Origin of the sequence: Kordia sp., assembly GCF_965224175.1 — a bacterium.
In the GTDB taxonomy this organism is placed as follows: Bacteria; Bacteroidota; Bacteroidia; order Flavobacteriales; family Flavobacteriaceae; genus Kordia.
This window is the reverse complement of the sequence record NZ_OZ245041.1, coordinates 4610735-4624120: the sequence shown is the minus strand read 5'-3', so window position 1 is coordinate 4624120 and position 13386 is coordinate 4610735. Positions and strand designations below refer to the sequence as shown.

Here is a 13386-nt window from a genome sequence, read left to right as displayed (position 1 = left end):
CACAAGGTCAGGCTTTCGGCAGTCGCTCTCTACGAGGAGCTTCAACAATGCCTCTATCCTTCACGCGAAATTAATCCTATAAAAATAGCATTTCTTATAGAATTTGTGTTGTATTTAACACTTTAATATAGATCTGTTGAAAAAAATTAGCCTTCATTCTTTTCTGAACTATCAAAAAAGTACAAAGGCTAGTTATATATATGGTTGGTTATTTGCTTAACTTATAACAACTGCTGACATTTTTCGAGCACTTTTCAGTGTAATGTTGTTGTTAAATTTATTTTGGTAGGCAAATGTAGTTTCTCTTCCTTGTTTTTGCGCAATAACTTTTACAGGAAACGCAAAAGAAGCTGCGTCCAAATCTAATGCGTGCGATTCAGCATTTTGACTGAAATTCTCAACCAATTCTGAGAACTCAGTAGCTAATTTTTCATTTAAGATGTAAAATTTGCTTGCGCCATTGTTTTTTACAATGAGTGCTAATTCTTTGCTATCAAAACCTAATATTGGTTTTTTGTGAAGCGGAATTGCAAAGCACGAGCTGTTTAATTTTACTACTTCAGCAGCGTTGTAGATGTAGCCTTCTTTATCTAAAGCAGTTGTCAATCGTTTGTGAGCATTCACAACACTACTTGATAAATTAGAAATTGAAATGTGTTCAACGGTACTTAACAAACGGGTAAATCCTTTTCCAATACTAGTTAAGGAAATTCCGTTGTTTGAGGCTAATGCTGAGCTAGGAAACATCGAGAGCGCACCTGCACCCATTACACTAGATACAATAAAGTTTCTTCTGTTCATATGATGGTTAGTTTATTAGTCTGCAATGCGTTACACACTGCAAAAGTGGTTTTCTGTTTCCTAATTTAAGGATTTTTTAACACTTTCATAGAAGAACGAAGAAAAAATGTTAAAGTCAAGTAGTTTTACTTTTACTACTGTAAGATTTTATATCTATCTTCTCTTGTCATATCGAACGCAGTCGAGATGCTTTGTTTTCAATATGTTCTTGCCTTCCGTTTCAAAGTGTTCTCGTGAGCTTCGCTCGGTGCTTTCAGCAATGCTCAAACTGACATTTTAGCTTTTTCATACGTTTTTTTGATGGTGTATGAGATTAAAAGTCCAATAGAAAATGTTGTGAGGATTGTACACACAAAAAAGGCTACAATTGCAGGAAATAAAATCAATGCTTTTTCTTTTTCAAAGGTTAGCACTAACACTAAACAAAAAACTGTCCAAATGATCAGGTTTACAATAGTTGAGTATTTTAAAGAGGTTAACAGTAATGATGTTCCTTTTACTATGTTTTTGTAAGCTATTTTTCCTCCTATCCAAAGTGAAACTAAAAATGCTAACACAAGTCCTACAGTTGGTAATCCGTATACTGCGAGTAAAGCAATTGTAAACATTCCAGCTCCTAGAAAAGGAGGAATTAAAATGGTAGCAAAGACCACAAAAAGTCCTATTGGTGCGCCAATAAGATATGACATAAAAATACTTCGTCTTAGCCCTCTATCCATACAACATTATGTTTGTTTTACAGAGATTTTGTACGTCCGCCATCTACAGGCACATTGATTCCATTAATGTACGAAGCCGCTTCACTTGCCAGGAAAGCAATAGCATTGGCAATTTCTTCTGGTTTAGCAAAACGTTTTGCAGGCACACTGTTTTTCATTGCTGCGCTTACCTCATCGATAGATTTTCCTGTTTTTGCTGCTTTATTTTTTATGATTTCTGAAAGACGTTCTGTTGCTGTAGCACCTGGCAATACATTGTTGACTGTAATTCCAAATTGTCCTAATTCATTGGCTAGGGTTTTTGACCAATTGGCAACTGCTCCACGAATTGTATTGGAAACTCCCAAACCGTCTAATGGTTGTTTTACAGAAGTAGATATTACGTTAATAATACGTCCATAGTTTGCTGCTTTCATTCCTCCTACAACACTTTGCGCTAGGACATGATTACATTTTAAATGTTGCGTAAATGCACGCTCAAACTCATCTACTTTTGCATTAAAAACGGGTCCGCCTGCAGGTCCGCCTGTATTGTTAATTAAGATATGAAACGAGTGATTTTCTGAAATATATGCTTCTATTTTTGAACGCAATCCGTCAGGATCTTGGAAATCTGCTACAATGTAACTGTGTTTTTGTCCTTTGGAAGTATCTAATTCTGAAAGTACATTTTTTAGTTTTTCTTCATTTCTTGCCGTCAATGTAACGTTGGCTCCAAGATTTGCTAATTCTTGCGCTGCTGCTTTTCCTATTCCTTGTGTACTTCCGCAAACAAGTGCGTTTTTATGTTGTAAGTTTAGATTCATTTATTTGGTATTGAGATGTTTGGTGTTTGGTGTTTGGTGTTTGGTGTTTAAAATTCAACATTTATAATTTCAAATCACGAGTATTTGATACATATATTTTTCGGTTCGGTGAAGAATCGTAATGCTTCCATGCCACCTTCACGACCAACGCCTGAGTTTTTCATTCCTCCGAAAGGTGTACGCAAATCACGCATTAACCAAGTATTTACCCAAACAATTCCAGCTTCTAATTGCTTAGACATGCGCATCGTACGGTTTAGGTTGTTTGTCCATAACGTAGAAGATAATCCATAACGCACACCATTTGCCATTGCCAATACTTCTTCTTCCGTATCAAACGGCATAATGGTTACTACTGGACCAAATATTTCTTCTTGATTTACACGACATTGATCCGTTTTTACCTCGATAACAGTCGGCTCTAAGTAATAACCATTTTCAAAACCGGTTACCGTAACTTCATTTCCTCCACATAAAATGGTTCCGCCTTCTTCTTGAGCAATGTTTATGTATGATTTTACTTTTTCTAAGTGTTGTTTGGAAACTAATGCTCCAACTTTGGTTGTTTCATCAAATGGATTTCCAACTTTGAGTTGTTTCACACGAGTTACAAAGTCGGTTTTAAATTTGTTATAGATACTTCTTTCTACAAAAATGCGTGATCCACATAAACAGATTTGACCTTGATTCGCAAATGAAGATCGTACCGTTACTTTGAGCATTTCATCATAATCACAATCGGCAAATATGATGTTTGGGTTTTTTCCGCCTAATTCCAGCGAAAGCTTTTTAAACATTGGTGCTGCAGTTCTGGCAATATGCGCGCCAGTTGCTGTTCCGCCTGTAAATGAAATTGCTTTTATGTGTGGATGTTCTGTAATGGCTTGTCCTGTAGTATGTCCTAAACCATGAACGATGTTTAATACTCCGTTAGGCAAACCTGCTTTGGTACAAATTTCGCCTAATAGATAGGCTGTCATTGGTGTTACTTCGCTTGGTTTTGCTACCACTGTGTTTCCTGTAGCCAATGCTGGCGCAATTTTCCACGTAAAGAGATATAAGGGTAAATTCCAAGGTGAAATACAACCTACAACTCCAATAGATTGCCGTAAGGTAAAATTCATTGCGTTGAGTCCAATACTTTCGTGGGCTTCGCTAGAGAATTGTGTAATGGCTTGTGAAAAAAACTTGAAGTTACTTGTAGCTCTTGGAATATCGATACGCGTGGCTAAACTTAGTGGTTTTCCATTGTCTAAAGATTCTGCGTATGCTAAATCGGATAGGTTTTCTTCAATGAGAGTAGCTATTTTATTGAGTATTCGGCTTCGCTCATCTAGTGTTGTTGCCGACCAATTTGGAAAAGCTGCATTGGCTGCTTGATAGGCTGCTTCTACATCTGCTGCCGATGAGTTTGGAATTTGCCCATATACTTCTCCGTTTGACGGATTGTAATTGTCGATCCATTCGTTACTTTTTGGTTCAACATAACTTCCGTTGATATAGTTTAGAATCTTTTTCATACTATCAATTATTGTTTTTTGTATGCTACTACTTTGATTTCAACGACCAAATCAGGATGCGGCAATTGATGTACAGCAACTGTAGTACGCGTTGGTCCAGTAGTTTTGTCAAAGAACTCTCCATAGGCAGCATTGTATCCAGCAAAATCATTCATATTCACTAAAAACGAAGTCACATCAACAACGTCAGCTAAGCTTGCTCCTACACTTTGTAAATTTTTGTCTATATTTTTTAATACTTCACGAGTTTGCGTAGCAATATTTAAATGCTTCGTTCCCATGTCGTCAATAATATCAACACCTGCAATTGTATTATCTGGTCTTCTCGAACTTGTTCCTGATACAAATATAAAATCGCCCACGCGTTTTGTGTGTGGATATGCGCCTCTTGGTGTTACTTTTTTTTCTTGCATTGTTTGTTGTTTGTCTATTTGTTATTCTGTTGATTTGTCAATTTACTCATTCATAATTCAAAGATGTATTTGTCACGAATGCATGAATTGTTTTTCTACTTACTCTTGACTTTCTATTTGCACGAATTACGTTCGGTTTATAATTTAAAATTTAGTATTTGACATTCAACATTTTAATTTCGTTGAAAAATATGTTTGTCACGAATTCACGAATTTGTTTTTTTACTTACTCTTGACTTTTCTATTTACACGAATTACGCTTGGTTTATAATTTAAAATTCAGCATTTAGCATGTTAGTTTCTTTGAAAAATATATTTGTCACGAATTGTTTTTTTACTTACTCTTAACTTTTTTATTTACATGAATTACGCTCTGTTTATAATTTAAAATTCAACATTTAGCATTTAACATGTTAGTTTCGTTGAAAAATATATCTGCCACGAATTCACGAATTGTTTTTTTGCTTATTCTTGACTTTTTCATTTACACGAATTACGCTTGGTTTGTTATTTAAAATTCAGCATTTAATAATTTTACTCCATTGCTTCTGCGAGATTGAGTAATTTATAAATCGTTTTCCAGTTTCTGGTAGTAGCTTGTGTTTTTAGTTTACGCTCAAAAAGATTGTTTGTCAATTTACTACGTCCGAAACCATTTGGACAATAGAGATATACTTCCGAATCAATAATTTTGAAACGATCATCTTTGCTATCAATTTCTATGGTTGTTTCTTTTGGAATTGTTGCCAAAAATGTAATGGCTTGTTTTGAGATATCTTCTGTTGTAAATGGATTGTTGGCAATCGCCGTTTTCCACTGCGTAATGGTTTTGACTAAAACTGGCACTTCATAATCATATTGTGCTTTGATGGCTTCCGAGATTTGATTCGCTAGTTTTTCTTGATCGTTTTCTTCTGATATGAATATAACATTTCCGCTTTGGATATAAGTTTGAACATCCGTATAACCTAGCTTAGAAAGTAATGTTCGGAGTTCGGCCATCGGCAGTTTTTTACTTCCAGAAACGTTGATTCCGCGTAAGATAGCAATGTAGATCATGTTGATTGGTTATGTCTGTTTCAAAGATACATTTTTTGAAGGAATTGTTTTGTATGAACGTTAACTGATCGTCGCCTATTCTTTTCTTAATTACAAAAAAGCTTCTCGTAGGTTTGCAGGAATGTTTCAAATGCGTTGAAAAGCTTCTCGCAGCGCTGCAGGAACGTTTCAAACGTGTTGGAAAGCTTCTCGCAAGTCTGCAGAAGCCTTTCAAATGGGTTAGAAAGCTTCTCGCAATATAACGAGAAGCTTTCCAACGACTTTTATTTCGAATTCTCAAGAGCGAAAGTCAGCTTATTTCCTAGCAAATTGTGCATGTACAATCTTTGTGTTACATTTACTTAGAATAACAATCGTTTATACATGAACTATAATTACAAAACAGATAATCCGAAATTTCACGAGGATGTATTTAATGAAGTTGGCAACATAGTAAAAGAATGTCATGATTTTTTAAACGATCACGAAGCAGAAGCGCTCGAAGTTATTTATGCTATTGGTAGTATTGAGGAAGGTTGGTATTCTTTTAAGGTATTTTTTCAAATCCATAATGAATTGTTTCGTATTGGTCAAATAAAAGATAAAGATGACTACGAATCACAAATAGGTATACAACAATCTGGCACGGATTTTTTATTAAAGTTGAAAACTATTTTTGAGTCATATGATCAACAGATACCCACACAAATCAAAATTCAATTTTTCGCTGCATCTGAAGAAGTAAAATACAACTTTCAGTATGACCTAATTTGGTCTAATAACACTGAAGATAGTTATCAATCAGAAGATGTATATAAAGAATGGTTTGAAGAAATAAAGAATGATTTATCTAATTAAATACTAAAATAATTTCAAAATGACCTTTCACGAAAAACTTGAAAATTATTTTAATTCTATTTTGAATTTTAACTGGGAAAATTTCAATAAACTTAATGTACGAAAACAAGCAAGTGATTGGAAAATGTTGTTCAGTGAATTTGACGAGATTGTCAGAAAAGAGTACGAATTGAATGGAATTGATTTTGCTGCCGTAATTGCAATGATTCGATTGCATTCAAACCTCTTTCGAGAATTACCTATTGAAAGTAGTTTGTATACTATTATAAATAAGGAATTGATTGCTGCTCGTTTGTATGATTTCACTTTGAATTTAGAGTATGAAGATGCTAAAAAAAGGTCAACAGCTATTTGCGATTGTGAGCTTTTACATAAATTTAAAATAGCTCCAGAAACGACACATTTGAAAGAGATGAAAACTTTGCATGATGGTTATTACAACCCAACGTTGCTTGAATGCACTATTTGTAATTTTCAATGGATTTCTTATGCATCAGATGATTCTACTGGAAAAATCGTTTTTGAGAAATACGAAGCTGAAGCTTAACGGATCAATTCATTCACATTATATACATTTGTAGATTTAAGAAATTACATTGCTTATCTACAATCTTTATCTTATTTTTATCAATACAGTCAAAAAAATCGAATGAAAAAAGAAGAATTAAAATTATTAATCACGATCTCTATTATTCTATCAATAGTAGTAAGTATATTATACATAATAGTTTTAAAAAAAGAATTTAACTTAGAAGAAAGCATTAGGGCCATTAGTTTTGGTATATCAACAACAACAATATTTTGGACTTTCTTTTTTTCAATCGGTTGGAAAGTTTGGGGATTTAGAAAGATATTCTATCGACCGAATATTAATGGCACATGGGGAGGAATTCTAAAATCTAATTGGAAAGATAAAGATCATAAAGTTATTGGTGATATTGAATTTTACATAATAATTAGACAAAGCTTTCTTAGTATTCATTTTACAACTTTCACTAAATCTTTTACTGGCACTTCTTACTCTGAGACTTTTTCTTTACAAAAAGAAAAAGGCTTAAAAAATGTAGCTTATCTTTACAGAAAAGAAACTAGTCAAGAAGATGATAAAGTCTTACAAGAAGGAGCTGCCGAACTTAAACTAATAGACTCTAAAGTTAGAAAGTTACAAGGTAAATACTGGAGTAATAGAAAAACAAAAGGAAAAATAAATGTTTGCTTTATTTCTAAATCAACTGTTGATTCATTTGAAGACGCTAAATCATTAAAAAAATAATGGAGGAAAACATATATATTCGTTTAGACGCTGATAATATTGGAGACAATATTGAATTGTCACTACTCAAAAATGATTACATTACTGCACAAAAAATTCATAATAAAGTACAAACAAATATTAATAATATTCTCAATGTCTTAAAATCAAAAAATGATATAGAAATATTATTAATTGGCTGTGATGACATATTATTTTCAATTAATACATCAAACTATGATTTTAACTTCATAAAAAATATTGCGAAAAATTTTGAAAAAAATTCTGGTTTTACATTAAGTATTGGTATAGGAAATACAGTCTCTTCTGCCCTCAAAAATTTAAGAATTGCTAAACTTTCAGGTAAAAACAATATAATAATTACCTTAAAAAAATAATATTTTATTAGTACTTAGATATCAAATCTTAACGGATCAATCCATTTACATTCACCTTATACATTTTTCCTATTGGAATCACATGTTCGCCCATAAAAATACGATTGCCTTCTATACTTTTTATTTTCTTTACAGCAACTGCAAACGATTTATGCACCTGCAAAAAGTTTACTGTTGGCAATAATGCTATTACCTCTGAAAACTTTTCACGAATGGTAATAGTTTCCATATCTGTAACTACTTTGGTATAGTTTCCTGAAGCTTCTATATACAAGATTGTATCAGTAAAAACTTGTACATATTTGTTTTGCGCTTTTAGGAAAATACTTTGCGAAGCTTCAGATTGTTTCTCTACTACTGTAGTTTGACTTTTTGGCATTACACTTACCGTTTTGTTGATTGCTTTCAAAAAACGTTCAAAGGAAAATGGTTTTAGTAAATAATCAGAGATATTCAATTCATAACCTTCCAAAGCATATTCTTGATATGCCGTAGTTACAATAACTTTTGGCGGATGTGCTAAGGTTTTTAAGAAATCAAAACCTTTCAGTTTGGGCATGTTTAAATCAAGAAAAATCAAATCGACAGTATGTTCATTTAAATATTCCATCGCTTCCAAAGCGTTGTAACAATGCTTTTTCAATTCCATATTTGGCAATATGTCACAATATCCTTTTATGATATCGTGTGCCATGTGTTCGTCGTCAATTATTAAATAGCTTATGCTTGCCATGTTTTTTCAATTAAAATTTTGAGTACATCGTAAAACTGTTTTGTTAAATACTAAATTACTTCTTTTCATTTTCGTTTTCTTTGCTTTCCCAAAGAAAAGAAACAAAAGAAAGGGAATTTTTCCAGAGGTATTTCTAGTTTTTCTATCGAAAACTAGAACCGTAATTGTTTTCCTAAATTTTCTCCAAGGCTTCAAAAATTTTTAACAGAAAACAATTACTATACTGCGGAAAAAGAGAAAACACAATCCAACTCAAACAACTAATAAATCATGAAAGCTGAATAGTTAGTTGTGATTTGTATATACCGTCTTGACTTGAAAAAGATAATGAATGTTTTTTAGGATATACCAATTCGAGTCTTCTTTTCAAATTCTTCAATCCGATGCCTTTTTCTGTGGCAACTGAAGCTTCATCAAAGTTATTTTCAACTGCAAAATGAATTTCATCTTGATTCGCAATTAAATTTACTTTTACAAAAGCGACTTCATATAAATTTTCCACGCCATGCTTAAAAGCATTTTCCAACAAAATAATAAATAATAAAGGCATTACTTTGCTTTCTTCATTTTGAATATGCGCATTGAATGCTACATCAATTTCTTTGTGGTAACGCATTTTATGGAGTTCAATGTAGTTTTTTAAATAACCGACTTCTTCGGCAACTGTTACACTACTTTTCTGTCCGTCGTAAATGCTGTAGCGCATCATATCAGACAGTTTCAAAATCAACGCTTGTGCTTTCTTTGAATCTTTAGCTACCAAGCCGTATAAATTATTCAACATATTGAAGAAGAAATGCGGATTCACCTGACTTTGCAAATGCGAGACTTCCATTTTTTGTTGTTCATTTTTTAACGTCAACGTAGCTTTAATTTGTTTTACTAACCAATACACGCCGAAGCTGAGCAAGGAAAAGAATAAAATGATATACAATGTAAAAATCCCAATACTAATTGTAGGATGATAACCTTCTAAAAAGATGACTGAATTTTTCTTAGAAGTCATCACTTCAATAATGGAAATGACCAAAGGATATAATAAAATCGTAATTCCTATGAATACGAGGATGCGTTTGTAGTGTTTTTTGAATGACATGCTACAAATGTAATTGAAAACCATACGTCCGCAAAAGAAGTTGACAAACGACCAAAATCTGATGTTCTTTTGATCAAAATGTGTGATGAAATCACTTCAACCACAAAAAAAATAATTGTATCACACATTGTAAGTCGTTTACCCCAAAAGCTTTTTTACGCAAGATGTCACTTGTAGGTTTGTGGAAACAATTAAACACATATCATCATGAAAAAACGAATTTTACGTTATCTAAAACACATCTTTTTAACTTTTCTATTTTTAACCATTACTGCCATTGGTTTTGGTTTGTATCATGGCGCATCACTACATTATGGAGATCATCCATCTCGCATGAATCTTGATCAAGAAGGTCCGTATGTTTTTTATGAAAATGATTCTACACTTAGCGTGAATTATCTCAGAGGAAACAAAAACGATGGATTTTACACTACAAAGAAAAACTATGCCGTTCAAAGTGAAATTCCTGGACGTTGTTATTTTCCCTTAGAAGATACTGCTTTCAATTTCACCATTAACACTACGATTGAAACACCTCAAAGCGAGTACAATGACGGCAATCCTATTGTAGCGATTTCAGACATTGAAAGTGGCTTTAAAACGTTTCGCGATTTTCTAATTCAACAAAAAGTAATCGATACAGATTTACATTGGATCTTTGGAAAAGGACATTTGGTGTTGGTGGGCGATTTTGTAGATCGCGGATTTTCCACAACACAAGTGTTATGGTTTGTCTATAAATTGGAGCAAGAAGCTAAAAAATATGGTGGTTTGGTACATTTTATCATCGGAAATCATGAATTAAAAAACATGCAAGCAAAGTTTGGTGCGGCTTCTCAAAAATACTTGGCAGTTTCGGCTATTTTAAACAAGCAACAGCACGATTTGTACAGTCAGGAATCATTTTTAGGAAAATGGTTATCGAGCAAAAATGCTATTGAAAAAATAAACGGACATATTTTTGTACATGGTGGCATTCATCCTGAAGTTGCTGAATTAAATTTATCATTAGATGAAATAAATGAGATTTCACGAACACATTATTATACAGCCTATTTTCCACAACCAGAAAAAACACCTGCGCAATTGCTAACCTCAACACGCAAAGGTATTTCTTGGTATCGCGGTTACTTTAAAGCGGATTTGTCGCAAGCACAAATAGATTCTCAGTTGGAGACTTTCAAAGCAAAATCGGTAGTAGTTGGACACACATTACAATCGAAAGTACAATCATTTTTCAATGGAAAAGTCATTGCTATTGATGTACATCACCCTAAAGATTACAATAAAAGTTGGCCTAATGGACAATCAGAAGGTGTATTGATTGAAAATGATGTTATGTATCGTTTGTTGTATGATGGAACTCGAGAAATGTTGTAGGAGATGGTTTTATTACTTTATTATATCTTAGAATGGATTATAGTTTTGTTTTCTTGATTAATGCAAATAAAAGCACTCAGCAAATAGTTTACAATTCATATACAAATTATCACCTTACTTTTCATCCAATTGCGGAAAACCGTAAAAAATTCAGTCTAGTTTCATTTAAGTTTACATAAAACTATACATTAAATGAAACTAGATAAAATCTTAGACAAACTTGGTTCTATTGAGAAGAATTCATTCATTAAAGTAATTGATCAAATCATTTCTAAAGATCCAAAAAACCATAAACAAATTGATCTAATTTTAAGTTCATCTGATAAAGGTTTGAAGTCTGTTGATAATGAAAATATAGCCAAAATTTTCGCTTTAGTTTCAGATGAGTTTCAAGCACATGTAAAATGTGAATTTCAGGAGATTACATCACAGTTAGATATCTTGATTGATATTATTATTCGTGATGGAAACTGTATCATGAAACAAGATTGGTTCTCAAGATTATATGAAACAGAGATAAAACATTTAAAGTCTAGAATTAAGAATTTGAATAAAGATTTTAAGAACGACAAATCTGAACTATCAACAGCTCGCAAAAGAGATTATATAATTTATAAATCATGCTTAGACACAGCATATCACAATGATGTAGATAATAATAGAGATTCTAAAATAACTTCTGACGAACTCTCTATTATGCTTACATTGTCCAAACAATTAGGACTTTCTCAAGAAGAAGTTAAATTGATTAATTATAGTATTCTTCCAATTAATAAAATGGACATTCAAGACGTAATTAAAAGTCTAAAAAACATTGGAATCATTTTTTATTCGAATAAAGAAAATACGATGTATGTTGCCGATGAAATGGTTCGTATTTTACGAAAAGTACGCGAAAAAGAAGTAGCTGAAAAGTTTTATAGAAGAACTTTAAAACTATTGCGCGAACCAATTATTAATCAAATTGCAAGGCAACATAATATTGATAGAAAGTTATTGTATTCAGAAAAGATTGAAGAAATTATAAAAGAAGGTGTTTCTTTCTCTAATCTTCTTTATGATGATATATACAAGAATGGAAGCACATTAAACGAACGAAAAAAGAAACTCAATGAGCTTTGTGAAAAAGGTTTGAACATTAAACATTTAAAAGGAGTTACTTTGGATGATAAAATCAATAATCTAATTAATCATTTTGAAAATGTTGAACGTGATGAAAAGGTTGGAATTTCCATTGATGGTTTTGATAAAATGCTGACTGAATTGAACGAGTCATTACCAAAACTAAATACTCAAATCAGAAAACAATTTGAGTTACAGAATGAATTTGTTCTAAAAGCTGATTTCTTACTCGATTACAATATAAAACCTCGTGATATTTTAGATTTAATCTTTAAAGATGATTTGAAAAAGTTCATTACAGATAACGGAATTAAGCAGCGAGGTGATAATATTCTAAATATATTGGAGCATTATAAAGATGTAGAGAACCTCTATTTAGAAAATTATGAAAATGTTGCGTATAGAGATTTAAATACGCTCAAAGAAAACGGAATTGTTATTAAAGAAAGTGAACTTGGATCAAAATTTGAAGATTTGACAAAAATCATTTTTACTGGTTTAGGTTTTAATGTTGATGAAGAATTAAAAAAACAAGTAAACACAAAAAAGGATATGATGGATATTCTTTTAAACCTGGCTAATGATGAAATTATTATTGTAGAATGCAAAACTAGCAAAGAAAAAGGTTACAATAAATTTAGTTCAGTTTCAAGACAATTAAAATCCTATCAAGACCTTGCTTTAAAGAACGATCTCCGCATTTTAAAAATTTTATTGGTTGCGCCTGAATTTAGTGATGATTTTGTGACTGATTGTGAAATGGATACAGAAATGAATTTATCATTAGTAACTGCTTCAACATTACTAAATATTCACGAAGCTTTCAAAGAGTCTAAATACGAAAAGTTTCCTCATGTATTATTCAGAGATATCGTTTTGAATGAAGAACGTATTATAAAAGCACTAAGCAAATAGTTTACAATTCATATATTTGGTTCTCACACTTATATTAAGCAATTATGTGTACTCCAACTCGTAAAATAAAGTTTTGTACTTGTTCAAAAACAGCAGAAGTTCTTATCGATTTTACAGATGAAGTTGAAAGACTTTATATGATAAAACGTACTGAAGCAACGATGGCGCAACTTAATGGTAACTATTTAGATACTTATTTTAAATGGACATTGAAACGATTCAAAGAAGATGCAAGTGCAAGAGTTATGGGAAGTATTGTAGCTCCTAGACGAAAATTAACAGAACTCCTCACACAAGAAAACATTTGTGATGTACTCAATGCTTAAAATGTTTTT

Annotated in this window: 15 protein-coding genes; 7 read left to right on the top strand and 8 right to left on the bottom strand. The window is 32.2% G+C overall.

Annotated elements, in window-relative coordinates; translation table 11 throughout:
- Positions 1 to 216: 216 nt before the first annotated feature.
- The 6 genes from ACOQOS_RS20090 to ACOQOS_RS20065 form a co-directional block, all read right to left on the bottom strand.
- Positions 217 to 801 (bottom strand): hypothetical protein, encoded by a 585-nt coding sequence (locus ACOQOS_RS20090; protein ID WP_420572270.1) that lies wholly within the window; start codon positions 799 to 801, stop codon positions 217 to 219.
- Between the two features lie 263 nt (positions 802 to 1064).
- Positions 1065 to 1520 carry a hypothetical protein gene (locus ACOQOS_RS20085; RefSeq protein WP_420572269.1) on the bottom strand — a complete coding sequence of 152 codons (456 nt, stop codon included), beginning with the start codon at positions 1518 to 1520 and terminating at the stop codon, positions 1065 to 1067.
- A 17-nt stretch (positions 1521 to 1537) separates the two neighbouring features.
- Positions 1538 to 2326 carry an SDR family oxidoreductase gene (locus ACOQOS_RS20080; RefSeq protein WP_420572268.1) on the bottom strand — a complete coding sequence of 263 codons (789 nt, stop codon included), beginning with the start codon at positions 2324 to 2326 and terminating at the stop codon, positions 1538 to 1540.
- Between the two features lie 74 nt (positions 2327 to 2400).
- The gene (locus ACOQOS_RS20075; RefSeq protein WP_420572267.1) at positions 2401 to 3846 is read right to left on the bottom strand and encodes an aldehyde dehydrogenase; all 1446 of its coding nucleotides are present in this window, start codon (positions 3844 to 3846) and stop codon (positions 2401 to 2403) included.
- 8 nt (positions 3847 to 3854) lie between these two features.
- Positions 3855 to 4259 (bottom strand): RidA family protein, encoded by a 405-nt coding sequence (locus ACOQOS_RS20070; protein ID WP_420572266.1) that lies wholly within the window; start codon positions 4257 to 4259, stop codon positions 3855 to 3857.
- 534 nt (positions 4260 to 4793) lie between these two features.
- Positions 4794 to 5318 carry a DUF1697 domain-containing protein gene (locus ACOQOS_RS20065; RefSeq protein ID WP_420572265.1) on the bottom strand — a complete coding sequence of 175 codons (525 nt, stop codon included), beginning with the start codon at positions 5316 to 5318 and terminating at the stop codon, positions 4794 to 4796.
- A 363-nt stretch (positions 5319 to 5681) separates the two neighbouring features.
- On the opposite strand from ACOQOS_RS20065, the gene ACOQOS_RS20060 reads away from it, so the two are divergent.
- The 4 genes from ACOQOS_RS20060 (at position 5682) to ACOQOS_RS20045 (ending at position 7805) form a co-directional block, all read left to right on the top strand.
- A complete protein-coding gene (locus tag ACOQOS_RS20060) occupies positions 5682 to 6155 on the top strand; it encodes a hypothetical protein (protein ID WP_420572264.1) in 474 nt (157 codons plus the stop codon).
- A 19-nt stretch (positions 6156 to 6174) separates the two neighbouring features.
- Positions 6175 to 6702: a hypothetical protein gene (locus ACOQOS_RS20055; RefSeq protein WP_420572263.1), complete on the top strand. Its 528-nt coding sequence runs from the start codon at positions 6175 to 6177 to the stop codon at positions 6700 to 6702.
- Between the two features lie 102 nt (positions 6703 to 6804).
- A complete protein-coding gene (locus ACOQOS_RS20050) occupies positions 6805 to 7428 on the top strand; it encodes a hypothetical protein (RefSeq protein WP_420572262.1) in 624 nt (207 codons plus the stop codon).
- Positions 7428 to 7805 (top strand): mCpol domain-containing protein, encoded by a 378-nt coding sequence (locus ACOQOS_RS20045; protein WP_420572261.1) that lies wholly within the window; start codon positions 7428 to 7430, stop codon positions 7803 to 7805. Before ACOQOS_RS20050 ends, ACOQOS_RS20045 begins: the two co-directional genes overlap by 1 nt.
- A gap of 28 nt (positions 7806 to 7833) precedes the next feature.
- Here the strand turns inward: ACOQOS_RS20045 and ACOQOS_RS20040 are convergent, their stop codons facing one another.
- Both ACOQOS_RS20040 and ACOQOS_RS20035 read right to left on the bottom strand, forming a co-directional pair.
- The gene (locus ACOQOS_RS20040) at positions 7834 to 8538 is read right to left on the bottom strand and encodes a LytR/AlgR family response regulator transcription factor (RefSeq protein WP_420572260.1); all 705 of its coding nucleotides are present in this window, start codon (positions 8536 to 8538) and stop codon (positions 7834 to 7836) included.
- Between the two features lie 268 nt (positions 8539 to 8806).
- Positions 8807 to 9634: a sensor histidine kinase gene (locus ACOQOS_RS20035; RefSeq protein ID WP_420572259.1), complete on the bottom strand. Its 828-nt coding sequence runs from the start codon at positions 9632 to 9634 to the stop codon at positions 8807 to 8809.
- Positions 9635 to 9841: 207 nt separating this feature from the next.
- On the opposite strand from ACOQOS_RS20035, the gene ACOQOS_RS20030 reads away from it, so the two are divergent.
- The 3 genes from ACOQOS_RS20030 (at position 9842) to ACOQOS_RS20020 (ending at position 13377) form a co-directional block, all read left to right on the top strand.
- Positions 9842 to 11014, top strand: a complete 1173-nt coding sequence (locus ACOQOS_RS20030; protein ID WP_420572258.1) for a metallophosphoesterase — start codon at positions 9842 to 9844, stop codon at positions 11012 to 11014.
- A 192-nt stretch (positions 11015 to 11206) separates the two neighbouring features.
- Positions 11207 to 13051: a hypothetical protein gene (locus ACOQOS_RS20025; RefSeq protein ID WP_420572257.1), complete on the top strand. Its 1845-nt coding sequence runs from the start codon at positions 11207 to 11209 to the stop codon at positions 13049 to 13051.
- A 44-nt stretch (positions 13052 to 13095) separates the two neighbouring features.
- Positions 13096 to 13377 (top strand): hypothetical protein, encoded by a 282-nt coding sequence (locus ACOQOS_RS20020; protein WP_420572256.1) that lies wholly within the window; start codon positions 13096 to 13098, stop codon positions 13375 to 13377.
- The last annotated feature ends 9 nt before the right edge of the window (positions 13378 to 13386 follow it).

What these genes read in the sequence shown, in the direction of transcription:
- ACOQOS_RS20090 (WP_420572270.1), bottom strand. Translation starts at nt 801, where the DNA reads ATGAACAGAAGAAACTTTATTGTATCTAGTGTAATGGGTGCAGGTGCG.
- ACOQOS_RS20085 (WP_420572269.1), bottom strand. Translation starts at nt 1,520, where the DNA reads ATGGATAGAGGGCTAAGACGAAGTATTTTTATGTCATATCTTATTGGC.
- ACOQOS_RS20080 (WP_420572268.1), bottom strand. Translation starts at nt 2,326, where the DNA reads ATGAATCTAAACTTACAACATAAAAACGCACTTGTTTGCGGAAGTACA.
- ACOQOS_RS20075 (WP_420572267.1), bottom strand. Translation starts at nt 3,846, where the DNA reads ATGAAAAAGATTCTAAACTATATCAACGGAAGTTATGTTGAACCAAAA.
- ACOQOS_RS20070 (WP_420572266.1), bottom strand. Translation starts at nt 4,259, where the DNA reads ATGCAAGAAAAAAAAGTAACACCAAGAGGCGCATATCCACACACAAAA.
- ACOQOS_RS20065 (WP_420572265.1), bottom strand. Translation starts at nt 5,318, where the DNA reads ATGATCTACATTGCTATCTTACGCGGAATCAACGTTTCTGGAAGTAAA.
- ACOQOS_RS20060 (WP_420572264.1), top strand. Translation starts at nt 5,682, where the DNA reads ATGAACTATAATTACAAAACAGATAATCCGAAATTTCACGAGGATGTA.
- ACOQOS_RS20055 (WP_420572263.1), top strand. Translation starts at nt 6,175, where the DNA reads ATGACCTTTCACGAAAAACTTGAAAATTATTTTAATTCTATTTTGAAT.
- ACOQOS_RS20050 (WP_420572262.1), top strand. Translation starts at nt 6,805, where the DNA reads ATGAAAAAAGAAGAATTAAAATTATTAATCACGATCTCTATTATTCTA.
- ACOQOS_RS20045 (WP_420572261.1), top strand. Translation starts at nt 7,428, where the DNA reads ATGGAGGAAAACATATATATTCGTTTAGACGCTGATAATATTGGAGAC.
- ACOQOS_RS20040 (WP_420572260.1), bottom strand. Translation starts at nt 8,538, where the DNA reads ATGGCAAGCATAAGCTATTTAATAATTGACGACGAACACATGGCACAC.
- ACOQOS_RS20035 (WP_420572259.1), bottom strand. Translation starts at nt 9,634, where the DNA reads ATGTCATTCAAAAAACACTACAAACGCATCCTCGTATTCATAGGAATT.
- ACOQOS_RS20030 (WP_420572258.1), top strand. Translation starts at nt 9,842, where the DNA reads ATGAAAAAACGAATTTTACGTTATCTAAAACACATCTTTTTAACTTTT.
- ACOQOS_RS20025 (WP_420572257.1), top strand. Translation starts at nt 11,207, where the DNA reads ATGAAACTAGATAAAATCTTAGACAAACTTGGTTCTATTGAGAAGAAT.
- ACOQOS_RS20020 (WP_420572256.1), top strand. Translation starts at nt 13,096, where the DNA reads ATGTGTACTCCAACTCGTAAAATAAAGTTTTGTACTTGTTCAAAAACA.